The sequence below is a fragment of the Silicimonas algicola genome, from assembly GCF_003970735.1.
Lineage (GTDB): Bacteria > Pseudomonadota > Alphaproteobacteria > Rhodobacterales > Rhodobacteraceae > Silicimonas > Silicimonas algicola.
Genome location: NZ_CP034588.1, coordinates 3753845 through 3776336, shown reverse-complemented (window position 1 = coordinate 3776336; position 22492 = coordinate 3753845). Strand labels below are relative to the sequence as shown.

The 22492-nt window shown below is 66.5% G+C and carries 24 protein-coding genes; 11 read left to right on the top strand and 13 right to left on the bottom strand.

What is annotated here, in order from left to right; genetic code table 11:
* Positions 1–65: 65 nt before the first annotated feature.
* Both hemC and phaR read left to right on the top strand, forming a co-directional pair.
* Positions 66–1007, top strand: coding sequence for a hydroxymethylbilane synthase (hemC, locus tag EF888_RS18645; RefSeq protein WP_109760924.1), 942 nt, complete (start codon positions 66–68; stop codon positions 1005–1007).
* 101 nt (positions 1008–1108) lie between these two features.
* Positions 1109–1666, top strand: a complete 558-nt coding sequence (gene phaR, locus EF888_RS18640) for a polyhydroxyalkanoate synthesis repressor PhaR (protein ID WP_109760925.1) — start codon at positions 1109–1111, stop codon at positions 1664–1666.
* A gap of 6 nt (positions 1667–1672) precedes the next feature.
* Here the strand turns inward: phaR and EF888_RS18635 are convergent, their stop codons facing one another.
* From EF888_RS18635 to mdh, 12 genes are all read right to left on the bottom strand, one after another.
* Entirely contained in the window at positions 1673–3331 is a 1659-nt protein-coding gene (locus tag EF888_RS18635; protein ID WP_109760926.1) for a peptidoglycan-binding protein, read from the bottom strand.
* 84 nt (positions 3332–3415) lie between these two features.
* On the bottom strand, positions 3416–4804 hold the full coding sequence (gene lpdA, locus EF888_RS18630; RefSeq protein ID WP_109760927.1) for a dihydrolipoyl dehydrogenase: 1389 nt from the start codon (positions 4802–4804) through the stop codon (positions 3416–3418).
* 133 nt (positions 4805–4937) lie between these two features.
* Positions 4938–5333 (bottom strand): MAPEG family protein, encoded by a 396-nt coding sequence (locus EF888_RS18625; RefSeq protein ID WP_109760928.1) that lies wholly within the window; start codon positions 5331–5333, stop codon positions 4938–4940.
* Positions 5330–5653: a hypothetical protein gene (locus tag EF888_RS18620; RefSeq protein ID WP_109760929.1), complete on the bottom strand. Its 324-nt coding sequence runs from the start codon at positions 5651–5653 to the stop codon at positions 5330–5332. The genes EF888_RS18625 and EF888_RS18620 overlap by 4 nt, the downstream gene beginning before the upstream one ends.
* Positions 5653–5877 (bottom strand): hypothetical protein, encoded by a 225-nt coding sequence (locus EF888_RS18615; RefSeq protein WP_109760930.1) that lies wholly within the window; start codon positions 5875–5877, stop codon positions 5653–5655. Before EF888_RS18615 ends, EF888_RS18620 begins: the two co-directional genes overlap by 1 nt.
* 92 nt (positions 5878–5969) lie before the next feature.
* Positions 5970–6353: an MAPEG family protein gene (locus tag EF888_RS18610; RefSeq protein WP_109760931.1), complete on the bottom strand. Its 384-nt coding sequence runs from the start codon at positions 6351–6353 to the stop codon at positions 5970–5972.
* Between the two features lie 10 nt (positions 6354–6363).
* On the bottom strand, positions 6364–7929 hold the full coding sequence (gene odhB / locus EF888_RS18605; RefSeq protein WP_109760932.1) for a 2-oxoglutarate dehydrogenase complex dihydrolipoyllysine-residue succinyltransferase: 1566 nt from the start codon (positions 7927–7929) through the stop codon (positions 6364–6366).
* A 3-nt stretch (positions 7930–7932) separates the two neighbouring features.
* Positions 7933–10896 (bottom strand): 2-oxoglutarate dehydrogenase E1 component, encoded by a 2964-nt coding sequence (locus EF888_RS18600; RefSeq protein WP_109760933.1) that lies wholly within the window; start codon positions 10894–10896, stop codon positions 7933–7935.
* A gap of 138 nt (positions 10897–11034) precedes the next feature.
* Complete coding sequence (gene sucD / locus EF888_RS18595; protein ID WP_109761270.1) at positions 11035–11916, bottom strand: succinate--CoA ligase subunit alpha; 882 nt, start codon at positions 11914–11916, stop codon at positions 11035–11037.
* Positions 11913–13115, bottom strand: a complete 1203-nt coding sequence (gene sucC, locus EF888_RS18590; protein ID WP_126918581.1) for an ADP-forming succinate--CoA ligase subunit beta — start codon at positions 13113–13115, stop codon at positions 11913–11915. Before sucC ends, sucD begins: the two co-directional genes overlap by 4 nt.
* A gap of 135 nt (positions 13116–13250) precedes the next feature.
* A complete protein-coding gene (locus tag EF888_RS18585; protein ID WP_164721754.1) occupies positions 13251–14195 on the bottom strand; it encodes a glycosyltransferase family 2 protein in 945 nt (314 codons plus the stop codon).
* A gap of 75 nt (positions 14196–14270) precedes the next feature.
* Positions 14271–15233, bottom strand: a complete 963-nt coding sequence (gene mdh / locus EF888_RS18580; protein ID WP_109759673.1) for a malate dehydrogenase — start codon at positions 15231–15233, stop codon at positions 14271–14273.
* A 143-nt stretch (positions 15234–15376) separates the two neighbouring features.
* On the opposite strand from mdh, the gene EF888_RS18575 reads away from it, so the two are divergent.
* On the top strand, positions 15377–16129 hold the full coding sequence (locus tag EF888_RS18575) for a sulfite exporter TauE/SafE family protein (protein ID WP_109759388.1): 753 nt from the start codon (positions 15377–15379) through the stop codon (positions 16127–16129).
* Here the strand turns inward: EF888_RS18575 and EF888_RS18570 are convergent.
* Positions 16126–16428 (bottom strand): hypothetical protein, encoded by a 303-nt coding sequence (locus tag EF888_RS18570; RefSeq protein WP_109759389.1) that lies wholly within the window; start codon positions 16426–16428, stop codon positions 16126–16128. The genes EF888_RS18575 and EF888_RS18570 overlap by 4 nt on opposite strands.
* 287 nt (positions 16429–16715) lie before the next feature.
* Between EF888_RS18570 and EF888_RS18565 the strand changes: the two genes are divergently transcribed.
* The 8 genes from EF888_RS18565 (at position 16716) to EF888_RS18530 (ending at position 22483) form a co-directional block, all read left to right on the top strand.
* Positions 16716–17561, top strand: coding sequence for an HpcH/HpaI aldolase/citrate lyase family protein (locus EF888_RS18565; RefSeq protein ID WP_241239736.1), 846 nt, complete (start codon positions 16716–16718; stop codon positions 17559–17561).
* Positions 17558–18118 (top strand): NnrU family protein, encoded by a 561-nt coding sequence (locus EF888_RS18560; protein WP_109759391.1) that lies wholly within the window; start codon positions 17558–17560, stop codon positions 18116–18118. Before EF888_RS18565 ends, EF888_RS18560 begins: the two co-directional genes overlap by 4 nt.
* Position 18119: 1 nt before the next feature.
* Positions 18120–19151, top strand: coding sequence for a MaoC family dehydratase (locus EF888_RS18555; protein ID WP_109759392.1), 1032 nt, complete (start codon positions 18120–18122; stop codon positions 19149–19151).
* 164 nt (positions 19152–19315) lie between these two features.
* Entirely contained in the window at positions 19316–19705 is a 390-nt protein-coding gene (gene sdhC, locus EF888_RS18550; RefSeq protein ID WP_109759393.1) for a succinate dehydrogenase, cytochrome b556 subunit, read from the top strand.
* An 11-nt stretch (positions 19706–19716) separates the two neighbouring features.
* Entirely contained in the window at positions 19717–20088 is a 372-nt protein-coding gene (sdhD, locus tag EF888_RS18545) for a succinate dehydrogenase, hydrophobic membrane anchor protein (RefSeq protein WP_109759394.1), read from the top strand.
* 9 nt (positions 20089–20097) lie between these two features.
* Positions 20098–21903, top strand: a complete 1806-nt coding sequence (gene sdhA, locus EF888_RS18540; RefSeq protein ID WP_109759395.1) for a succinate dehydrogenase flavoprotein subunit — start codon at positions 20098–20100, stop codon at positions 21901–21903.
* Positions 21903–22205, top strand: a complete 303-nt coding sequence (locus EF888_RS18535) for a hypothetical protein (protein WP_109759396.1) — start codon at positions 21903–21905, stop codon at positions 22203–22205. The genes sdhA and EF888_RS18535 overlap by 1 nt, the downstream gene beginning before the upstream one ends.
* The gene (locus EF888_RS18530) at positions 22202–22483 is read left to right on the top strand and encodes a hypothetical protein (protein WP_109759397.1); all 282 of its coding nucleotides are present in this window, start codon (positions 22202–22204) and stop codon (positions 22481–22483) included. The genes EF888_RS18535 and EF888_RS18530 overlap by 4 nt, the downstream gene beginning before the upstream one ends.
* Positions 22484–22492 lie beyond the last annotated feature (9 nt).

Below are 22492 nucleotides of genomic sequence, written 5' to 3'. Positions count from 1 at the left end.
ATCCGGCCGGGTCTTGTCAATAGACAGGATTGCCACGCCTTGTTCCGCGGCTTAGAGCAAGGCGCATGAGCGAACGACCTGACCCGACCCGCCCCTTCCGCATCGGCACACGAGGTTCTCCCCTCGCATTGGCGCAGGCGCGCGAGACGCGAGACCGGCTTGTGCGTTCGACCGGCCTCGAGGCCGAGGCTTTCGAGATCGTCGTCATCAAGACAACGGGCGACCGTGTCACGGATCGGCCTCTGGGAGAGATCGGCGGCAAGGGTCTCTTCACCAAGGAGATCGAGGAGGCAATGCTGTCGGGTGAGATCGACATCGCGGTCCACTCCATGAAGGACATGCCGGTGGATCAGCCCGCCGGACTGGTCATCGGCGCCTGTCTCCCGCGCGAGGATGTGCGCGACGTCTTCGTCACGCTGGATGGGATCGCGCTGTCCGACTTGCCCGCGGGTGCCGTGGTGGGCACGTCGAGCCTCCGGCGGAAGGCGCAGGTGCTGCACCGGCGGCCTGACCTTCAAGTCGTGGAATTTCGGGGCAACGTGCAGACACGGTTGGGCAAGCTGTCTGCGGGCGTGGCACAGGGCACCTTCCTGGCTCTCGCCGGCCTGAACCGGCTTGGGTTGAGCGAGGTCAGGGCGGTGCCGATTTCCGCCGACGAGATGCTGCCCGCCGTGGCGCAGGGAGCCATAGGGATCGAGCTGCGCGCCGACGACACGCGCGCCTTTGACATGGTAGCCGCGATCGCCGACGAGGTGACAGGCCAGCGCGTCGCCTGCGAGCGGGCCTTCCTCGCCCGTCTCGACGGATCCTGCCAGACGCCGATCGCCGCCCTGGCCGAGATCGATGGGGACAGGCTGACGTTCAGGGGCGAGATCCTGAAGACCAACGGGTCGCGCTCGGTCAGCGGTAGACGTGACGGGCCCGTGGCCGAGGGAGAGGATCTGGGGCGCGATCTTGCCGAGGCGCTTTTGGCCGAGGCGGGTCCGGGCTTCTTCGACGAGCGCTAGGATTTGCTGCGCAGCATTTCGACGATGCTGCGCAGAAACCCTTTGATTTCCAACGACCCTCCCCTAAGCTGCGCTGCAGCACATGCGCCAGGGAGGTTGCCATGTCCGGAAAGCCGCTGCTGATCAAACGCTACGCCAGCAGGCGCCTCTACAACACGGAAACGTCCGATTACGTCACGCTCGAGGATATCGCTGGCTTCATCCGCGAAGGCCGCGACGTTCAGATCGTCGACCTCAAGTCCGGGGACGACCTGACGCGGCAGTATCTTCTTCAGATCGTCGCAGACCACGAAAGCCGCGGCGAAAGCGTCCTGCCTCTCGATGTCCTGACCGACCTCGTCCGGTCCTATACGACGCAGGCGCACTCCATCGTTCCGCAGTTTCTCGCCATGAGCTTCGATATGCTTCGCGAAGGCCAGTCGAAGGTGATGGAGAGCATGTCGACGCCGCTGGTCTCGATGCCCGGGTTCGATGCGATGAAGGCGCAGCAGGAGGCCTTCATGAAGGCGTTTACCGGCGGGATGGGGAAGTCCTGGTCGGGGCCGCAGATGGAGTCGGAGGACAAGGACGAGGCCAGCCCGCCGAGCGAGTTGGACGACATCCGCAAGCAACTTGCTGCGATGCAGGACCAGCTGTCGCGGATGGGAAAGAAGCCCTGACGCGACCTACCTGAAGATGCTTCGGACAGAGTCCGCCAGAAGCTGGACGACGACGGCCTCCGAAAGATAGCCGGTCTCGTCCATGTTCCGCGCCGCCTGATAGCGTCGAATGGCGCGGCGTGTGTCGTTGTCGAATTCTCCATCGACCTTGCCGGGCTTCAGCTCGAGCCTTTCCAGGCGCGCTTCGACGATCTGGCGGGTCCGAGGGGACAGGCCCAAGGCGTCCTCCTGACGGGCGGCGGCAGTTCTTTCCTCGGCGTTCCGGTCCTCCTCCTCGAGCTCGAGGATACGGGCCTCGGCGGCATCGGTGAATGCGCCACGGTTGCTCAGGCGCAGGTACTCCTCGTAGGCACCCACGGTGTCGAGACCCTGGGCGTTGTCCCAGTACCTGCGGTCCGCCACATCCGCGTCGTTTCGCGTGCGGTTCTCGATCGCCCGCAGGCGTTCGGTCGCGATCTCGGCATACTCGCCGTCAGGGTAACGGGCGAGGTAGGCGCGCAGGCCCGCCTCGTCGCCAACGGCGCCCGTCTCGTCCCAGAAGGCGAGGTCGGCGCGCAGCAACTCCTGCCGTCTCCGCTCGGCCTCGGCCTCAAGCTCCTGCGCGCGGCGTTCGGCCTGCGCGTCGAGGCGCGTGATCTGGTCGGCGGTCATGTAGCCCGTCGACTCGACCCCCTGCGCGGTCTGCCAAGCCTGGATCGCCGAGCGGGTGCCGCGTCCGAAGATGCCGTCGATGCCTCGGGTGTTGAATTCGAGAAGCGTCAGGTCGCGCTGGATCTCGCGCCGGGCGTCGCGAGAGAGATCGAGCGCCTGCTCGGCCCGCTCGGCTCGCGCCTGGGGCGTGTCGGTCAGGGCGCGGATGCGGTTGTTCGCCATTTGAACGAATTCGCCGGAAGGATGGGCGTCGATGTAGCCTTGGTAGCCCTCGGCTGTGTCCGCGGCGCTGGCGCGGCGCCAGTCCGCGATGTCGGCGCGGCGGGCAAGGTCGGGGGCGGGCGTCGGTGCGGGAGCAGGGGTCGGAGCGGTCGACTGCGCTTGAAGGAGGGTCAGGTCTTCGGGGGCAAAGCCCTGGACTGTCATCCCAAGACGCGGTTGCGCGATGTTCTGGCCCGGGCGCGCGATGATGTCGGTCAAAAGCTTCTCGGCGCCGGCGGGCGCGCCGGTCAGAACGGCTACGCCCTGGGGGATATCGAGGTCGCCGATGCCGGCGGTCAGGTAGGCGCCAAAGCCCATCTGTGCGTCGTCGGTCGCGAGGACGAGTACAGCATGGCCGGGGGCGGACGCCAGCCACGCCATGACCGTCGAGAGCGGAAGCGTGTTGGCCGCAAGGGTCGCCATTGGCCCCGTTTCGGCGTCGACGGGAAGGAAATAGGTCTCGGACACAGTATGAACAAAGCGCCCAGCCAGGACCACGAGCAGCGTATCCGAGCGGTCGGCCATCTGGCCGAACTCGGACAGGGCATCGGTCATGTCGTCGAGGGTGGCCTCCTGCCGGGCGACGATCTGCATGCCCGCCCGCGACAGTGCCGTCTCGGCGCGGACTACCCGGTCGCCGCGCGAGACGTCGCCCACATTCTCGTATTCCTCGTTCCCCAGGATCAGTCCGACCGACTGCGCATGAAGCGGACTTGCCGCAAGAACGAGGGCCGCGATGATGTGCAGGCGCATGGTATTCCTCCCGTGACTGGCCCAAGCCTATGCGGCGGGAACCCGTGACGGAAGGAGAAGTTGCATCCGCGCGGCGCGAGAGCGTCAGCTGTGGATCGGCCCGTCGCCGCAGGCCAGCGCGGCTTCGCGCACGGCTTCGGAATAAGTCGGGTGCGCGTGGCAGGTCCGGGCCAGATCCTCGGCTGCGGCGCCGAACTGCATCGCCACGCAGATCTCATGGATCAGGTCGCCGGCCATCGGGCCGATGATATGGGCGCCCAGGATGCGGTCGGTTTCTTTGTCTGCCAGGATCTTGACGAAGCCTTCGCCCTGGAAGTTGGCCTTGGCGCGGGCGTTGCCCATGAAGCTGAATTTGCCCGCCTTGTAGGCGCGGCCTTCGTCCTTCAACTGCTCCTCGGTCTTGCCGACGCTGGCTACTTCGGGGTGGGTGTAGACGACGCCGGGGATGACGCCGTAGTTCACATGCCCCGCCTGGCCCGCGATGGTCTCGGCCACCGCCATGCCCTCATCCTCGGCCTTGTGGGCCAGCATGGGGCCTGCGACGGCGTCGCCGATGGCGTAGATGCCGGGGGCGGTTGTGCGCCAGTGGTCGTCGATCCTGACCTGTCCGCGATCCGTCAGTTCGACGCCGACGGCCTCGAGACCGAGGCCCTCGGTGTAGGGCCGCCGGCCCGTGGCGACGAGGACGACGTCGGCTTCGGCCTCGTGCGCGCTGTCGTCCTTGCGGAGCTTGTAGGTGACCGTGGCCTTGTCCTTGGCCTTTTCGACGCCTTGGACGGCTGCGCCCATGACGAACTCAAGCCCTTGTTTCTTCAGCGTTCTCTGGAATGTCTTCTGCACCTCGGCGTCCATGCCGGGGAGGATGGCGTCGAGGTATTCGATGACCGTGACCTTGGCGCCGAGGCGGCTGTAGACCGAGCCGAGTTCGAGGCCGATGACGCCCGCGCCGATGACGATCATGGTCTGCGGGATCTTCGGCAGGGTCAGGCCGCCGGTGGACGTCACGACCGTCTTCTCGTCGACCTCGACGCCGGGGAGGGCGGAGGCTTCGGACCCGGTCGCGATGACGATGGTCTTCGCCTCGTGGACCTCGTCGCCGACCTTGACCTTGCCGGCTTCGGGGATCGAGCCCCAGCCTTTCAGCCAGTCTATCTTGTTCTTCTTGAAGAGAAATTCGATGCCCTTGGTGTTCTGGTCGATGGTGTCCTGCTTGTAGGCCAGCATCTGCTTCCAATCGACGTCGGGACGCAGGACCTTGAGGCCCATCTTGCCGAAGTTTTCTTCGGTTTCCTGCAGCATCTCGGTGGCGTGGAGCAGCGCCTTCGACGGGATGCAGCCGACGTTGAGGCAGGTGCCGCCAAGGGTGTCGCGGCTTTCGACGCAGGCGGTCTTGAGACCCAGTTGGGCACAGCGGATGGCGCAGACATAGCCGCCGGGGCCGCTGCCGATCACGATCACGTCGTAACTAGCCATGGGACTGTTTTCCTTCGATTCTGGTCATCGGTATTGCGTCGGTATCACGTCGGTATTGCGTCGGTGTCCATTTCGGGTCTCGCAGGGACGCTATCACCCTGAGCGGCGAGGTCCACCATGCCGCAAGGACGCCTCACAGGAGCGCCGCCAGTAGCATGACGACGGTGGCGGCGAAGCCGATCACCCAGATCAGCGAACGCCAGGGGCGGAGCCCCAGCCAGTAGGCCGGGACGTAGAGGATGCGGGCGGTGAGGTAGACCCAGGCGCAGGCTGCGGTCAGTCCGGTCGCCTGTCCGCCGAGCGTCACGACGACGACGGCGAGGGTGAAGAGGATCAGCCCCTCGAAATGGTTGTCCATGGCACGCTGGAGCCGCGCGGTGCCCGCGGACAACTCGCGCGAGGGCGGCCTGTCCCGGGCCGAAGAGGTGTAGCCGGTGCCCAGTTCGAGGTTCGCGGGGACGGCGAAGACGAGGTACTGCACGACCTGAAGAAGCCCGGCGAGGGCGAGGACGGTGAGTTCGGGCGTCATGCGCGGTTGCACCTGAGGGGGGCGACCAGCATCGTCTCGGCGTAGCGGTCGCCCTGCTTGCGGGTCTCGGCCTCGAGCACATCGTCGGGCGCATCGACCCATGCGCAGTTCGGCTCCAGCGCGATAGAGCGGCGGGCGATCGCCTTGCGGTCCTCGAGGCTGCGCGGCTCGGAGGGATCGAAGATGAAAAGGTGCATCCGGGCGTCGCCCGCGTAGACCGCGTTGGACGGGACGTGGCGCACCGTGGTCAGCGTTTCGGACACCGGCGCGCCGCAGGCGGCGAGAGCGAGGAGACCCAGGGCGGCGAGGCGGCGCGGCATCAGGCGGTCTTCAGGAAACGGGCGTCGATGCTGGCGCCGAGGCCGCGTTCCTTGGCGAGCCACGCCTCGGCCTTGGCGCGGTCGTTGACCTCGAGAAGAACGACGGTCGCGCCGCCGTCGGCGTCGCGCCAGACCTGAAGCTGGGTCAGGCCTGCTTGCGCGCGGTCCTCGGAGGAGGCGTCCCAATCGGCAGGGGCGGAGGGGTAGGTGAGGAGGAGTTGCATGTCAGGTGTCCTTGGGGTGGGCGAGCGAGGCGAACCCGGCCCGACGTGTGGCTGCGCGGCCTGGGTGTGCCCGGCGAGGTGTCATGGGCATGTCAGACCGCAAGGCTTGCAAGCATGGCCAGAAGACCGCCGCTTGCCACCCACCAGAGGACCGTGCGCAGCCAGGGCAGGCCCGAAAGATACGCGGGCAGGTAGGCCGCGCGGCCAGCCAGATAGGCGAGGGCGCCGGCTTCCCAAACGCGGTCGGGCGGCAGGCTGGCGCCGGCAACGGCAAGGGCGACGAAGGCGGGCGCCGTCTCGGTGAAGTTCGAGAGTGCGCGGCGGGCGCGTCCGGCCAGCGGCCCACGGTCAGCCTCGGTGTCGCGTGGTCCGACCGTCCAGGAGTTGCCGACGGCAGCCTTCAGCAGGAGACCGTCGGCGCTTACATAGAGAAGCGTCAGCGCCGCGAAGAGACCGAGGGTCAGAACGAGGGACATGGATGAGTCCTTACAAATCCATCAGCAGCCGACGCGGATCCTCCAGCGCTTCCTTCACGCGGACGAGGAAGGTCACCGCGCCCTTGCCGTCGACGATGCGGTGGTCGTAGCTGAGGGCGAGGTACATCATCGGGCGGATGACGATCTGGCCCTTCACGACCATGGGCCGTTCCTGGATCTTGTGCATCCCCAGGATGCCCGACTGCGGCGGGTTCAGGATCGGCGAGGACATGAGCGAGCCGTAGACGCCGCCGTTCGAGATGGTGAAGGTGCCGCCCTGCATCTCGGCCATGGACAGCTTGCCGTCGCGGGCCTTCTGGCCGAGTGCGTTGATGGTCTTCTCGATCTCGGCGAAGGACTTGCCGTCGGCGTCGCGCACCACGGGCACGACGAGCCCCGAGGGCGTGCCCACGGCGATGCCCATGTGGACGAAGTTCTTGTAGACGACGTCGGTGCCGTCGATTTCGGCGTTGACCTCGGGCACCTCCTGCAGCGCGTGGCAGCAGGCCTTGGTGAAGAAGGACATGAAGCCCAGCTTCACGCCGTGCTTCTTTTCGAAGAGATCCTTGTATTCGGTCCGAAGCTCCATGATGCCCGACATGTCGACCTCGTTGTAGGTCGTCAGCATCGCCGCGGTGTTCTGCGCGTCCTTCAGGCGGCGCGCGATGGTCTGGCGCAGGCGGGTCATCTTGACCCGCTCCTCGCGGCCCGCATCCTCGGCGGCCACGGGCGCGCGGGGGGCGGAGGGTGACTCGGTGCGCGAGGGCGCGGGCGAGGTCAGCGCCTTCTGGACGTCTTCCTTCATGATGCGGCCGTCGCGTCCGGTGCCGGTGACCTGATCCGCCGAGAGGTTCTTCTCGGCCATGATCTTTTTCGCCGAGGGCGCATCCTCGACATCGCGGCCCTTGGCCGCCGTCTCGGGCGCGGGGGACTTGGGGGCGGCCACATCCTCGCCGCCCTTCGCGGGCGGGGGGGCGTCGGCCGTCGTCTTGGCGCCGCCCGAGATGACGGCCAGCTTGCCGCCGGCCTCGACCGTGGTGCCTTCGGCCTTGAGGATCTCGGACAGGACGCCCGAGGCGGGGGCCGGCACTTCGACCGAGACCTTGTCGGTCTCGAGTTCGCACAGCATCTCGTCCTGGGTGACGGTGTCGCCGGGCTGCTTGAACCAGGTCGAGACGGTGGCTTCGGTCACGCTTTCGCCAAGGGTGGGGACCATGACGTCGACGGACTTGCCGCTGTCCGGCTTCGCCTCGTCGCCCTTGGGTTCGGCATGGGCGGTCGCCGTATCCTCGGGCTTTGCCTTGCGCTCCTTCACGTCGGTCGAGGATCCCGCCTGGCCGCTTTCGGCGATCATGCCCAGAAGGGCGTCGACGCCTACGGTATCACCCTCCTTCGCGACGATCTCGTCGAGCTTGCCGGCGGCGGGCGAGGGCACCTCGACCGTCACCTTGTCGGTTTCCAGCTCGCAGAGAAGCTCGTCGACCGCGACGCTGTCGCCGGGTTTCTTGAACCAGGTGGCGACGGTCGCCTCGGAGACGCTTTCGCCAAGCGTCGGCACGCGGATTTCGGTGGCCATGAGTTATCCTTTCACCGTCAGCGCTTCGTCGACGAGCGCCGCTTGTTGAGCCTTGTGGGCCGACGCGAGGCCGGTCGCGGGCGACGCGCTGGCCGAGCGGCCGACGTAGATCGGTCGGGTCAGCCGGGCCTTGATGCGCGTGAGCACCCATTCGATGTTCGATTCCATGAAGGTCCAGGCGCCCTGGTTCTTGGGCTCTTCCTGACACCAGACCCAGTCCGCGTTCGGGAAGCGCTTCAGCTCCTTCACCAGCGCCTGCGCCGGGAAGGGATAGAACTGCTCGACCCGCAGAAGGTAGACGTCGTCGATGCCGCGCGCGTCCCGCTCCTCGAGCAGGTCGTAGTAGACCTTGCCCGAACACATCACGACGCGTTTGATCTTGTCGTCCGGGGCGAGAACCGTGTCGGAATGGCCCTTTTCGGCATCGTCCCAGAGGACGCGGTGGAAGGACGATCCGGTCAGGAAGTCGGCCGCGTCGCTGACAGCCAGCTTGTGCCGCAGAAGCGACTTGGGCGTCATCAGCACGAGGGGTTTCCGGTAGGAGCGGTGAAGCTGCCGCCTGAGGATGTGGAAGTAGTTCGCCGGCGTCGTGCAGTTCGCGACGATCCAGTTGTCCTCGGCACACATCTGGAGGAAACGCTCCAGCCGCGCCGACGAGTGCTCGGGGCCCTGGCCTTCGTAGCCGTGGGGCAAAAGCATCACGAGGCCGGACATGCGCAGCCACTTGCGCTCGCCCGACGAGATGAACTGGTCGAACATGATCTGCGCGCCGTTGGCGAAGTCGCCGAACTGCGCCTCCCACAGCACGAGCGAGTTGGGTTCGGCCAGCGAATAGCCGTACTCGAACCCGCAGACGGCGTATTCGGACAGCATCGAGTCGATGACGTCGTAATTCGCCTGCCCCTCGCGTATGTGGTTGAGCGGGTAGTAGCGGTCCTCGTTCTCCTGGTTGACGAGGGCCGAGTGACGCTGGCTGAAGGTGCCGCGCGTCGAATCCTGTCCTGCGAGGCGGACGGGATAGCCTTCGGTCAAGAGCGACCCGAAGGCCAGCGCCTCGCCCGTGGCCCAGTCGAAACCGGTGCCGCTGTCGAACATCTCGCGCTTGGCGTCCATCAGGCGTTCGACGGTCTTGTGCAGCGAAAAGCCCTCGGGCGCCGTCGTCAGGGCGCGGCCGATATCCTCCATGGTCTTCTTCTTGATGGCGGTCTTGCCGCGCTGGTACCGCTCCCCCTCGCGGTCGAGATGGCTCCACCGGCCGTCGAGCCAGTCGGCCTTGTTCGGCTTGTAGGCCTTCCCCGCCTCGAACTCCTCGTTCAGCCTGGCCTGGAAGGCGGCCTTCATGTCCTCGATCTCGCCTTCCGGGATCAGCCCGTCCTTCACCAGCCGGTCGGTGTAGAGCGACAGGGTCGTCTTGTGACCCTTGATCCGCTTGTACATGATCGGGTTGGTGAACATCGGCTCGTCGCCTTCGTTGTGACCGAAGCGGCGGTAGCAGAAGATGTCGATGACCACGTCCTTGGCGAACATCTGGCGGAACTCGGTCGCGACCTTCGCGGCGTGAACGACGGCCTCGGGGTCGTCGCCGTTGACGTGGAAGATCGGCGCCTCGACCATCAGCGCGATGTCGGTCGGATAGGGCGACGAGCGCGAGAAGTGCGGCGCGGTGGTGAAGCCGATTTGGTTGTTCACGACGATGTGGATGGTGCCGCCGGTGCGGTGCCCGCGCAGGCCCGAGAGGCCGAAGCATTCAGCCACGACGCCCTGGCCCGCGAAGGCGGCGTCGCCATGAAGAAGGATCGGCAGAACCTGTGTGCGCTTGGTGTCGTGCAACTGGTCCTGCTTGGCCCGCGCCTTGCCGAGGACGACCGGGTTCACCGCCTCGAGGTGCGAGGGGTTGGCAGTCAGCGACAGGTGGACGGTGTTGCCGTCGAAGTCGCGGTCCGAGGAGGCGCCCAGGTGGTACTTCACGTCGCCCGACCCGTCGACGTCCTCGGGCTTGAAGCTGCCGCCCTGGAACTCGTTGAAGATGGCCTTGTAGGGCTTCGTCATGACGTTGGCGAGCACGCTCAGGCGGCCGCGGTGCGGCATCCCGATCACGATCTCCTTCACGCCGAGGGCGCCGCCCCGCTTGATGATCTGCTCCATCGCCGGGATCAGGCTTTCGCCGCCGTCGAGACCGAAGCGCTTGGTGCCCATGTACTTGACGTGCAGGAACTTCTCGAAGCCCTCGGCCTCGACCATCTTGTTCAGGATCGCCTTTCGGCCCTCGCGGGTGAAGGCGATTTCCTTGCCATAGCCCTCGATCCGTTCCTTCAGCCAGGCGGCTTCTTCGGGGTTCGAGATGTGCATGAACTGAAGCGCGAAGGTGCCGCAGTAGGTCCGCCGCACGATCTCGAGGATCTGGCGCATCGACGCGGTCTGAAGACCCAGCACGTTGTCGATGAAGATCGGACGGTCCATGTCGGCTTCGGAAAAACCGTAGGATTTCGGATCGAGTTCCGGATGGGGCGTCTTGTCGTGCATTCCGAGCGGGTCGAGATCGGCGGCGAGGTGACCCCGGATGCGGTAGGCGCGGATGATCATCAGCGCGCGAATCGAATCGAGGACGGCGCGCTTGACCTGGTCGTCGGTGATCTCGACGCCCGCGTCGCGCGCCTTCTTCGCAATCGTGCCGGCGGCGGTCTTCTGGACCTCGACCCCGAGGTCGCCCCATTGACCGTCGAGCGCCGCAGTCAGTTCGTCCGCGGGGGCCGGTGGCCAGTCGCCGCGCGCCCAGGACGGCCCCGCCGCCTCGGCGCGGGCATCGGCCTCGCTGTCGCCGAGCTGGCGGAAAAACTCCTGCCAGCCCGCGTCGACCGCGTTCGGGTCCTGCGCGTAGCGGGCATGAAGCTGCTCGATGTATTCCGCGTTGTGGCCCTGCAGGAAGGACGAGGCGCGGAAGATGTCGTTGGAGGATTGCTCGGTCATGGGGTCACCTTAAGGGTTGGACCGGAACGCCCTCCGCCCGAAGGGAGGAGGGTGAGATGAGGATATAGGCATCGGCGCCAGCAGGCGTCAGGGGCAGGGCCGGAGGAACGCGGCCGAGGACACAGGAGCGGACGAGCCTCACCCGATGGCTTCCAGCATGGCCTCGCCCAGTCCGGCGGGGCTTTCGGCGACGGTGATGCCGGCGGAGCGCATGGCTTCGATCTTGTCCTCGGCGCCGCCCTTGCCGCCGGCGACGATGGCGCCGGCGTGGCCCATGCGGCGGCCCGGGGGCGCGGTGCGGCCGGCGATGAAGCCCGCGACGGGCTTCTTGCGGCCGCGCTTCGCCTCGTCCTTCAGGAACTGCGCGGCCTCCTCCTCGGCACTGCCGCCGATCTCGCCGATCATGATGATCGACTGGGTCTCGTCGTCGGCCAGGAACCACTCCAGCACGTCGAGGTGCTCGGTCCCCTTGATCGGGTCGCCGCCGATGCCGACGCAGGTCGACTGGCCGAGGCCCACGTCAGAGGTCTGCTTGACCGCCTCGTAGGTGAGCGTGCCCGAGCGCGACACGACGCCGACCGAGCCCTTGCGGTGGATGTGCCCCGGCATGATGCCGATCTTGCATTCGCCCGGCGTGATGACGCCCGGGCAGTTCGGCCCGATCAGGATCGAGGCCGAGCCCTCGAGCGCGCGCTTCACGCGCATCATGTCGAGGACCGGGATGCCCTCGGTGATGGCGACGATGAGCGGGATCCTCGCGTCGAGCGCCTCGAGGATCGAATCGGCCGCGAAGGGGGGCGGGACGTAGATCACGGTGGCGTTGGCGCCGGTCGTCTCCACCGCCTCGTGGACGGTGTCGAAGACGGGCAGGTCGAGGTGGGTCTGGCCGCCCTTGCCGGGTGTGACGCCGCCCACCATCGCCGTGCCGTAGGCGATGGCCTGTTCCGAGTGGAAGGTGCCCTGGGAGCCGGTGAAGCCCTGGCAGATCACGCGGGTGGTCTTGTCGATGAGGACGCTCATGCCTTCTCTCCCTTGACGGCCCTAACGATCTTCCGCGCGCCGTCCTTGAGGTCGTCGGCGGCGATGACGTCCACGTCGGATTCGTTGATGATCCGCTTGCCTTCTTCCACGTTGGTGCCCTCGAGCCGCACGACGAGCGGGACCTTCAGCCCCACCTCCTTGACCGCCGCCACCACGCCTTCCGCGATGACGTCGCAGCGCATGATGCCGCCGAAGATGTTGACGAGGATGCCCTTCACGTTCGGATCGGAGGTGATGATCTTGAAGGCCTCGGTCACCCGCTCCTTCGTGGCACTGCCGCCGACGTCGAGGAAGTTCGCGGGTGCAGCACCCTCGAGCTTGATGATGTCCATGGTCGCCATCGCGAGGCCGGCGCCGTTCACCATGCAGCCGATCTCGCCGTCGAGGGCGATGTAGTTCAGGTCGTACTTCGAGGCCTCGAGTTCCTTCGGGTCCTCCTCGGTGGTGTCGCGCAATTCCGTGATGTCAGGGTGGCGGTAGAGCGCGTTGCCGTCGAAGCCCATCTTGGCGTCGAGGCAGCGCAGGTCGCCGCCCGTCGTCACGATCAGCGGGTTGATCTCGAGCATCTCCATGTCCTTGTCCATGAAGAGCCGGTAGAGCGTGCCCATCAGCTGGACGCACTGCTTGACCTGCGCGCCCGTGAGCCCCAGGGCATAGGCGATGCGGCGGCCGTGGAACGTCTGGTAGCCGGTCGCGGGATCGACGCTGAACGACAGGATCTTCCCGGGCGTGCTCTCGGCCACCTCCTCGATGTCCATGCCGCCTTCGGTCGAGGCCACGAAGGCCACACGGCTCGAGGCGCGGTCGACGAGCAGCGCGAGGTAGAGTTCGCGCGCGATGTCGGCGCCTTCCTCGATGTAGATGCGCCCGACCTGCTTGCCCGCCTCGCCGGTCTGCTTGGTGACCAGCGTCCGGCCGAGCATGCGCTTGGCTTCCTCGGCGGCCTCCTCGACCGACTTCGCGATCCTGACGCCGCCCTTCGACCCCGCGTCGGCCTCCCTGAACGTGCCCTTGCCACGCCCGCCGGCGTGGATCTGCGCCTTCACCACCCAGACCGGACCGTCCAAGGCCCCCGCCTGCGTCTTCGCTTCCTCGCCCCGCAGGACCACACGCCCCTCCGCCACAGGCGCCCCATACGCCCGAAGCAACCCCTTCGCCTGGTATTCGTGGATGTTCACCTGGGTGGCCTCCTGTGCATTCGCGTCGCGCGTTGCCTTGGCATGGAATGCGTGAAGAAAGGAATGAAAATCGGCGAGAGCAACGCCATCATCCGCGATTTTCCGCGCATTGTGATCACACAAAAACTCGTGTGATCACGAAGTGTCTGCGGCTTCGGGAAGGGGGTCCCGGAAGCCCTCGATCCCGGCGCAGGCCTCGGTCGCGCCCGGCCGCGAAAGGAGACGCGCGATCTCCTCGTCGGTCTCCGGGGCACGGTGCGCGAGGCTGGTTTCAGCGACCTGGTTGAAGTTGCGGCCGTCGTAGAGCGCAGTGTCACGCACCACGGCGTCGGGACGCGTGTGATAGCCGTCGCCGCGCTGCGCCTTGCGCAGAAACATGTCGGGGGTGCGTACGGAAAAATGCGCGACCTGCGCGAGGATGTAGGGCCGCCTCTGCCCCACGAGGCGGTTGAAGGGCCGCTGCCGGGCCGCGTCGTAGAAGAGATCGTCGGCCGGGTTTCCGGAAGAGATCAGGACGGGAAAATGCGCTCGCCCGACGCCGGGCGCGAGCCGAGGCCTGTGGATGTCCAGCCGTTCGATCTCGGGGCCGTAGCGGAAGAGCGTCTTGACCTGAGCGTTGGCGCCCTTGCGGCGTGGCGCGGCGCGTGTGAACGCCGGTCCGACATGGCGACCGGGCCAGGTTGTGTTGCCGCTGTCGCCGAAGAATCGCCAGGCCACCATGAGCGCGGCCGCGTCGCCCAAGGCCGCGATCAGATCCCGGACGGTGCGGTGGGGCGGGCTCGGCAGCAGGAATTCGTCTAGGTCGAGCCACATGATCCAGTCACCTGGGCGGAAGCAGCCCGCCTCGCGCGCGAGGCGTTCGGCGCTGACCTGGGGGGCGACGCCGGGCGGGACCTCTTGCCGGATGTGCGTGAGTTCGCCGGCATCTGCAAGCCGGTCGAGGAGGGCGTCGCCGCCGTCGTCGCAGTCGTTCGACACGATGACGATGTCCGAGAAGCCCAGCACGCGGTGGTAGGCGACCCATTCCAGAAGGAAAGGGCCCTCGTTCTTCTGGGCGGAGAAGAGGACAGTCCGGGTCACGACGCCAAAAGGGAAGCAGGCGACACGCCGGATGTAAAGGCCGCCCTCCCCGAGGCCGGGAAGGGCGGCGGACCCTTACGTCAGGCTGCCGTCGATCTTGCGGCAGGCCTCGACGAGGCCCTTCACGGCCTCGACGGACTTGTCGAACATTGCCTGCTCGTTCTTGGCCATCCTGATATCGACCACGCGCTCGATGCCGCCGGCCCCGATGATCGTCGGCACGCCGACGTACATGCCCTTCAGGCCGAAGGCGCCGTCGACGTGGGCGGCGCAGGGCAGGAGGCGCTTCTGGTCCTTGAGGAAGGCCTCGGCCATCTCGATGGCACTGGTCGCGGGGGCGTAGAAGGCCGATCCGTTGCCGAGCAGACCCACGATCTCGGCGCCGCCGTCACGGGTACGCTGCACGATGGCGTCGAGCTTTTCCTGCGTGGTCCAGCCCATCTCGATGAGGTCGGGAAGCGGAATGCCCGCCACCGTCGAGTAGCGCACGAGCGGCACCATGGTATCGCCGTGGCCGCCAAGGACGAAGGCGGTGACATCCTTCATCGAGACATCGAATTCGACCGACAGGAAATGGCGGAAGCGCGCGCTGTCGAGAACGCCGGCCATGCCGCAGACCATATTGTGCGGCAGGCCCGAGTATTCGCGCAGCGCCCAGACCATCGCGTCGAGCGGGTTGGTGATGCAGATGACGAAGGCGTCGGGAGCGTTGACCCGGATGCCCTCGCCCACGGCCTTCATCACCTTGAGGTTGATGCCGAGAAGGTCGTCGCGGCTCATGCCGGGTTTGCGCGGCACGCCGGCAGTGACGATGCAGACGTCCGCGCCCGAAATGTCGGCATAGTCGTTGGTGCCCTTGAGGCGCGCGTCGAAGCCCTCTGCGGGGCCGGCCTCGGCGATGTCGAGCGCCTTGCCCTGAGGCGTGCCTTCGGCGATGTCGAACAGGACGACGTCGCCGAGTTCCTTCAGGGCCGCGAGATGCGCGAGAGTGCCACCGATCTGGCCCGCGCCGATGAGCGCGATCTTGGGTCTGGGCATGGAGGTCTCCGATCCGTTGTCTGTTCGGGCCCGCGCCATACGCCCCTCCGGGATGCGGCGCAAGGGACTTGACCGGGCGGGTCGGCCTTTCCGTCGGGACGCGGGGCGGGTAAGAGGGCCTTCACGATCCAGCGGAAGCAGCCATGATCTTCGATGCGACATTCTTCGCCGTGGCCATCCCGGCGGTCATTTTCGCTGGCATCTCGAAGGGCGGGTTCGGGTCGGGCGCGGCCTTTGCGGCGACGCCGATCCTGGCGCTGATCCTGCCGCCGGAACTGGCCGTGGGGATCATGCTGCCCTTGCTCATGGTGATGGATGTCGCCGCGCTCAAGGCCTACTGGGGCAAGTGGTCGGCGTCGGCGGTGCGCGTTCTTGTCCTGGGCGGCATTCCCGGCGTCGTCATCGGCGCTCTGTTCTGGAACAGCGCCAACCCCGACGTCCTGCGGTTGCTGATCGGGGTCCTTGCCGTGGGCTTCGTCGCGTTCCAGTTGGCGCGAGGGAGGGGCTGGATCCGGGCGGCGGCGCGACCTGCGGGCACAGTCGCAGGGCTGATCGCTGGCGCTGCGGCGGGGTTCACCAGCTTCATCAGCCACGCGGGCGGTCCGCCCGCGGCGGTCTACCTGTTGTCGCGACCGATCACCAAGACAGAATACCAGGCGAGCACGGTCGTCGTCTTCTGGGTGCTGAACGCCGCAAAGGCGATCCCCTATGCCTATCTGGGCATCTTCTCGCAGGCGTCGCTGACGGCCGGCCTGTACCTGTGGCCGGCTGCCCTTGTAGGCGTGCTGATCGGGGTCAAGGCACACGACGCGATACCCGAGCGGGTCTACTTCGGGATCACCTACCTGCTGCTGACGCTGACCGGCGGGAAGCTGATCTGGGATGCGCTGACCTAGCTGGGGATGCCGGAGGGTTCGCGCGGCTCGTCGAGCGGCTCATAGGCTTGTCCGCTGGCGACGAGGCAGGTGATGCCGTTGGGCAGCGTGACCGTGATCGTCCAGGTGCCCGTTTCGAGCGAGGCATAGACTTCCATCACGCGGCCCTGCGTCGCCATTCCGATCGACTGGCGGCTTTCGCCGTAGCGGGAGGAGAGCCGTTCCAGGACGGCGTCCCGGCTCGCGCAGTTCTGCGATTGCGCGAGGGCGGCGGACGGCAAAAGGGCCGCGAGAGCGAGAGTGGCAAGCTTTGTTTTCATCTCTGTCCTTTCAGGGGACCAATGTCCCCTCGGATGAGGCCCCGAGGTCTGGGGGCGAAGCGTGACCAGTCTGAGACCGGGAAAACGAAAATGAGGTTAACCCTTCGTGCCCTGCGTCCCGGCATCGGCAACGTTGGCAGCGCCAAACGACAGATCTTCCGTGCAGAGGCAACGACATGGAATTTGCGAAGAATTGTCGCTATTCTGCGTTGCGGCATGAATTGCCTTGCGGAAAAATGCGTCGCGGTGCAGGTTTCGCGCAATTTTGTTGCGGAGAAAATGTCTCGATGCGCCTGTACAGGTCAGTGCTGTATATCCCCGGCTCGAAGCCTCGTGCGCTGGACAAGGCGCGGAGCCTGCCGGTTGACGCCATCATCTTCGATCTCGAGGACGCCGTTGCGCCGAACGAAAAGCAGGCCGCGCGCGAGACCTTGCGGACCGAACTGGCCTCGGGCGGCTATGGCCACCGGGTCCGTCTCGTCCGGATCAACGGGCTCGCCACACCCTGGGGCGAAGACGATGCGCGCGCCGTCGCGGACATGGGCTGTGACGGTGTGCTCATTCCCAAGGCCGAGTCGCGGGGCCAGATCGAAGCCCTGTCCTCTCTGACGCCGGGGCTGCCGGTCTGGTGCATGATGGAGACGCCCCGGGGCGCGCTGAATGCGCTCGAGATCGCCGACACGCCGGGTGTCGCCGGCTTCGTCCTTGGCACGAACGACCTTGCCAAGGACATCGGTTGCGAGACCGGCGGCGACCGCGCAGCGCTGATGACGGCCATCCAGATGTGCCTCCTGGCGGCGCGGGCGGCGGGCCTCGTCTGCGTCGACGGCGTCTTCAACGGGTTTCGCGACGAGGCGGGCTTCGAAGCCGAGGCGATCCAGGGACGCGCGCTCGGCATGGACGGGAAGTCCCTGATCCATCCGTCGCAGGTCGAGGCCGCCAATCGGGTCTTCGCCCCGTCGCCGGACCAGATCGACCTGGCCGAACGTCAGATCGCCGCCCATGACGCCGCACTGGCCGAAGGGCAGGCCGTGGCGGTCGTGGACGGCCGGATCGTCGAGAACCTTCATGTCGAGACCGCGAAAGCCGTCCTTGCACGGGCCGACGCGATCCGGGAAAGATCGGAACCATGACACTTCTCATCCTCGGACTGCTGCTGTGGGCGGGCGCCCACCTGGTGAAACGGCTTGCGCCCGGCGCGCGCGCGGTCCTTCAGGACAAGATGGGCGACGGATCGAAGGGGCTGATCGCGGCTCTCATCCTCTTGTCCGTGGTCCTGATGGTGCTGGGTTATCGGTCGGCCGACGGCGCGGTCTACTGGGGCCGGACCGGTGCGATGGTCGGGATCAACAACCTTCTCATGGTCGTCGCGGTCGCGCTGTTCGGGGTCGGCAACTCGAAAAGCCGGCTGCGCGGAAAGATGCGGCATCCGATGCTGACGGGCCTGATCGTCTGGGGCGTCGCGCATCTTCTGGTGAACGGCGACGTTCCGTCCTTCGTCCTGTTCGGCGGGCTGATCGCCTGGGCGCTTCTCGAGATGATCCTCGTGAACCGGGCCGAGCACGAGTACGTCCCATACGACGGGGGCAGCTTCGCCGGCGACGTCCGGCTGGCCGTCATCACCCTCGTCGTCTACGCCGTGATCTCCGGAATCCATTGGTGGCTGGGGTACGTCCCTTTCGGAGCCTGAGGTGAAGACGAACCCCGGTCGGTTCTTCGAGGACTACAGGCTTGGCGAGACGATCCGCCACGCCGTGCCGCGGACCCTGAGCGGTGGCGAACGTGCGCTCTACCACGCGCTTTATCCGCAGCGGCACGCGATCCATTCCTCGGACGATTTCGCAGAGGCCTGCGGTCTGCCACGCGGGGTTCTCGACGACCTTCTCGTATTTCACACGGTCTTCGGAAAGACGGTTCCCGACGTCTCGCTGAATGCGGTTGCAAACCTCGGATACGCCGAAGGCCGCTGGCTGAGGCCGGTGGTGACGGGCGAAACCCTGACGGCAACCTCCGAGGTGATCGGGCTCAAGGAGAACTCGAACGGGACAACGGGCGTGGTCTGGGTGCGTACGACCGGGCGGGCCGGGGAGGGCGACCCCGTGCTGGAGTATGTCCGGTGGGTCATGGTCCGAAAGCGGGACCCGGGCGCGCCGGCGCCCGAGCCGACGGTGCCGACGCTGTCGCCGATGGTGAGTGCGGACCGTTTGATCGTGCCCGGTGGCCTGGATTTCACGGGGTACGACTTCGCTCTCGCCGGTGAACCGCACAGGTGGGGCGACTACGACGTCGGCGAGACCATCGACCATGTCGACCGCGTGACCGTCGAGGACGCCGAGCACATGTTGGCGACGCGGCTATGGCAGAACACCGCGAAGGTTCATTTCGACGCCACGCACCGCGACGACGGACGCCGCCTGATCTATGGCGGACACGTCATAAGCCTGGCTCGTGCGCTCTCGTTCAACGGTCTTGCGAATGCGCAGATCCTCGTGGCGCTGAACGGCGGGGCGCATGTCAGCCCGCTGTTTGCGGGCGACACGGTCTGCGCCTGGTCCGAGGTTCTGGAGAAGGCGGAGACGGCAGCGCCGGGCGTGGGCGCCGTTCGTCTGCGTCTTGTCGCTCACAAGCCGGAGGCGCCAGCGGGACAATTGAGGACAGAGGGCGGCAAGTATCTGCCGGGCGTTCTTCTGGACCTCGACTACTGGGCCCTGATGCCTGTGTGACGGAAAGGGTGGTTTTGTGATCGCAGGAATTCTGCGTGTGATCACAAGGCTAGAATTCTCGCGACTGTTAGCGATATTTGCTGCGCCGCGGCGCCGCAGAGGCGTGACACGGCTGACCACAGTGCTATGACAACCCAACGCCGCCACCAGAAGGAGCTGGAGACATGGCAGATGACCTCAGAGGCAAGCGCCCCCTTTCTCCGTTCATGATCGGGCCGTACTACAGGCCCCAGATCACGTCGATGACGTCCATCGCGAACCGCATCGCCGGCACGGGTCTTGGCGTGGCGGCGATCTTGGTCGTGTGGTGGTTCCTCGCCGCGGCCACGTCCGCAGACTCCTTTGCGACCGCCGACGGCGTGATCACGTCCTTCCTCGGCGATCTCGTCATGGTCGTGTCGGCCTGGGCGCTTTGGTATCATGCGCTGGCGGGGCTGAGGCATCTCTACTGGGACAGCGGGCGCGGGCTGGAAATCGAGACGGCCGAGCGGCTTGGCATCGTGGTCATCGTCGCCTCGGTCGCCATGACGATCCTGACCGTCCTGGCCGTTTGAGGAGAGTGGCGATGTCCTATCTGACCGATCTCAAACGTGCGACGGGCCATGGTTCGGCCCGCGAGGGCACCCACCGGCATTGGACGATGACCAAGTCGAGCGTGGCGCTCCTCCTTTTGACGCCGTTGTTCGTCTTCACCTTCGGCCCGATGCTCGGGCGTCCCCATCTCGAGGTCATCGTCTATTTCTCGCAGCCCTTCCCGGCGATCGTGGCGGCTCTGATGATCATGACCGGGTTCATGCATTTCAAGAACGGCATCCAGGTTGTGATCGAGGACTATGTCGACCAGCCCGGGCGGGAATGGGCGATCATCCTGACGACGGTGCTGTCCTATGCCGCCGCCGCCGCCGGCGTCTTCGCCATCGCCAAGATCGCGCTCTGAGGTAACGACATGGCCGCTTACGACTACGAGACACACGAGTACGACTGCATCGTCGTCGGCGCAGGAGGATCCGGCTTGCGTGCGACGCTCGGCATGGCCGAGCAGGGCCTGCGGACGGCCTGCATCACCAAGGTCTTCCCGACGCGGTCGCACACGGTGGCGGCGCAGGGTGGGATCGCGGCGTCCCTGGGCAACATGGGTCCCGACCACTGGCAGTGGCACATGTACGACACCGTGAAGGGGTCGGACTGGCTGGGCGACACCGACGCGATGGAATACCTCGCACGGGAAGCGCCGAAGGCGGTCTACGAGTTGGAACATTACGGCGTGCCATTCTCGCGCACCGAGGAGGGGCGTATCTATCAGCGGCCCTTCGGCGGCCACACCACCGAGTTCGGCGAAGGCCCACCCGTGCAGCGCACCTGCGCCGCCGCCGACCGGACCGGGCACGCGATCCTGCACACGCTCTATGGTCAGTCGCTGAAGAACAATGCCGAGTTTTTCATCGAGTATTTCGCGCTCGACCTCATCATGTCCGAGGACGGCACCTGCCAGGGAGTCGTGGCGTGGTGTCTCGACGACGGCTCGATCCACGTCTTCAACGCAAAGATGACCGTTCTGGCCACTGGCGGTTACGGCCGCGCCTACTTCAGCGCGACCAGCGCCCACACCTGCACCGGCGACGGTGGGGGCATGGTGGCGCGGGCGGGGCTGCCGCTTCAGGACATGGAATTCGTGCAGTTTCACCCGACCGGCATCTACGGTTCGGGCTGCCTGATCACCGAAGGCGCCAGGGGCGAGGGCGGATACCTGACCAATTCCGAAGGCGAGCGGTTCATGGAACGCTATGCGCCGACCTACAAGGACCTGGCGTCGCGCGACGTCGTCAGCCGCTGCATGACGATGGAGATCCGCGAGGGGCGGGGCGTCGGAACGGAGGGGGACCACATCCACCTGCACCTGAACCACCTGCCGCCCGAGACGCTGCACGAGCGTCTTCCGGGCATCAGCGAGTCGGCCAAGATCTTCGCGGGCGTCGACCTGACGAAGGAGCCGATCCCGGTGATCCCGACCGTTCACTACAACATGGGCGGCATTCCCACGAACTATTGGGGCGAGGTTCTGAACGCCGACGGCGAGAACCCGGAACGGACCGCTCCCGGCCTGATGGCCGTGGGCGAGGCGGGCTGCGCCAGCGTTCACGGCGCCAACCGGCTCGGGTCCAACAGCCTCATCGACCTCGTGGTGTTCGGCCGCGCCGCCGCCATCCGGGCGGGGCAGGTCGTCGACCGCACCGGCGGCAATCCGTCGCTCAATCAGGCTTCGATCGACGCCGCGCTCGACCGCTTCGACCGTTTCCGCCATGCTGACGGAACGGTCCCCACGGCCGAGCTGAGGCTAGAGATGCAGAAGACGATGCAGGCCGATGCGGCGGTGTTCCGCACCGACAGGACGCTTGCCGAGGGCGTCGAGAAGATGGACTCCGTCGCGCGCAAGATGGACGACATCAAGGTGACCGACCGGAGCCTGATCTGGAACAGCGACCTGATGGAGACGCTGGAGCTGGCGAACCTGATGCCGAATGCGCTGGCGACGATCGTCAGTGCCGAGGCGCGGAAGGAATCGCGCGGCGCTCATGCGCACGAGGACTATCCCGACCGCGACGACCAAACCTGGCGCAAGCACACGCTGGCCTGGGTAGAGGGCGCCGACGTTCGGCTGGATTACCGTCCTGTCCACCTCGACCCGCTGACGACGAGCGACGAAGGCGGGATCGACCTGAAACGTATCGCGCCCAAGGCGAGGGTCTACTGATGCGGCTGCTTCTCATCGCCGTCGTTGCGCTGGCCGCCTGCGCGCCGCAGCCGGAATCCACAGTCGAGGAGCTGGCCGAACAGGTCGCCTCGGCCACGCTCGTCACGCTTCAGCCCGGTGTGGACCGCGCGCCCGTGGCGACCTGCGTCCGAGACCATGCGAAGTTCGATGAACTCCTGACCCTGTCCACGGACGACGCGCGCAACCCCTCGATCGAGGCGGTCGCCCTGGTTCAGGACATGCTGACGCGGGAAGAGGTGCAGACATGCATCGCGGCGAACAACGTGGCGCTATTAGAATGAGAGTCGTGCTCCTTCTTCCGGCGCTCATGATTCTTGCCGCCTGCGGTCCCCTGTCGCCCGAGCGTGCCGCCGAGGTCTGCGAGGACAAGGCGCGGGCTGCCACGGGACCTACCGGGGAAATCGGCATCGGCATCGGAACGGGCGGCAAGGTCGACTCGCGGCTCGAGATCGGGGTGACGAGCGACTACCTTCGCGGGCTCGACCCCTACCAGGTCTACGAGGACTGCGTGCGCCGCGAGACCGGGCAAGGCCCGATCCGGCCGCTGGTGCTGGGGTAGGAGGGCAGG

Coding starts and splice junctions, on each gene's coding strand:
- EF888_RS18560 (WP_109759391.1), top strand. CDS start 17,558: ATGACACTTCTCATCCTCGGACTGCTGCTGTGGGCGGGCGCCCACCTG.
- mdh (WP_109759673.1), bottom strand. CDS start 15,233: ATGCCCAGACCCAAGATCGCGCTCATCGGCGCGGGCCAGATCGGTGGC.
- EF888_RS18600 (WP_109760933.1), bottom strand. CDS start 10,896: ATGACCGAGCAATCCTCCAACGACATCTTCCGCGCCTCGTCCTTCCTG.
- phaR (WP_109760925.1), top strand. CDS start 1,109: ATGTCCGGAAAGCCGCTGCTGATCAAACGCTACGCCAGCAGGCGCCTC.
- sucD (WP_109761270.1), bottom strand. CDS start 11,916: ATGAGCGTCCTCATCGACAAGACCACCCGCGTGATCTGCCAGGGCTTC.
- EF888_RS18565 (WP_241239736.1), top strand. CDS start 16,716: ATGCGCCTGTACAGGTCAGTGCTGTATATCCCCGGCTCGAAGCCTCGT.
- lpdA (WP_109760927.1), bottom strand. CDS start 4,804: ATGGCTAGTTACGACGTGATCGTGATCGGCAGCGGCCCCGGCGGCTAT.
- sdhA (WP_109759395.1), top strand. CDS start 20,098: ATGGCCGCTTACGACTACGAGACACACGAGTACGACTGCATCGTCGTC.
- odhB (WP_109760932.1), bottom strand. CDS start 7,929: ATGGCCACCGAAATCCGCGTGCCGACGCTTGGCGAAAGCGTCTCCGAG.
- EF888_RS18620 (WP_109760929.1), bottom strand. CDS start 5,653: ATGCCGCGCCGCCTCGCCGCCCTGGGTCTCCTCGCTCTCGCCGCCTGC.
- EF888_RS18530 (WP_109759397.1), top strand. CDS start 22,202: ATGAGAGTCGTGCTCCTTCTTCCGGCGCTCATGATTCTTGCCGCCTGC.
- sdhC (WP_109759393.1), top strand. CDS start 19,316: ATGGCAGATGACCTCAGAGGCAAGCGCCCCCTTTCTCCGTTCATGATC.
- EF888_RS18625 (WP_109760928.1), bottom strand. CDS start 5,333: ATGACGCCCGAACTCACCGTCCTCGCCCTCGCCGGGCTTCTTCAGGTC.
- EF888_RS18635 (WP_109760926.1), bottom strand. CDS start 3,331: ATGCGCCTGCACATCATCGCGGCCCTCGTTCTTGCGGCAAGTCCGCTT.
- EF888_RS18615 (WP_109760930.1), bottom strand. CDS start 5,877: ATGCAACTCCTCCTCACCTACCCCTCCGCCCCTGCCGATTGGGACGCC.
- EF888_RS18610 (WP_109760931.1), bottom strand. CDS start 6,353: ATGTCCCTCGTTCTGACCCTCGGTCTCTTCGCGGCGCTGACGCTTCTC.
- EF888_RS18535 (WP_109759396.1), top strand. CDS start 21,903: ATGCGGCTGCTTCTCATCGCCGTCGTTGCGCTGGCCGCCTGCGCGCCG.
- EF888_RS18575 (WP_109759388.1), top strand. CDS start 15,377: ATGATCTTCGATGCGACATTCTTCGCCGTGGCCATCCCGGCGGTCATT.
- hemC (WP_109760924.1), top strand. CDS start 66: ATGAGCGAACGACCTGACCCGACCCGCCCCTTCCGCATCGGCACACGA.
- EF888_RS18570 (WP_109759389.1), bottom strand. CDS start 16,428: ATGAAAACAAAGCTTGCCACTCTCGCTCTCGCGGCCCTTTTGCCGTCC.
- sdhD (WP_109759394.1), top strand. CDS start 19,717: ATGTCCTATCTGACCGATCTCAAACGTGCGACGGGCCATGGTTCGGCC.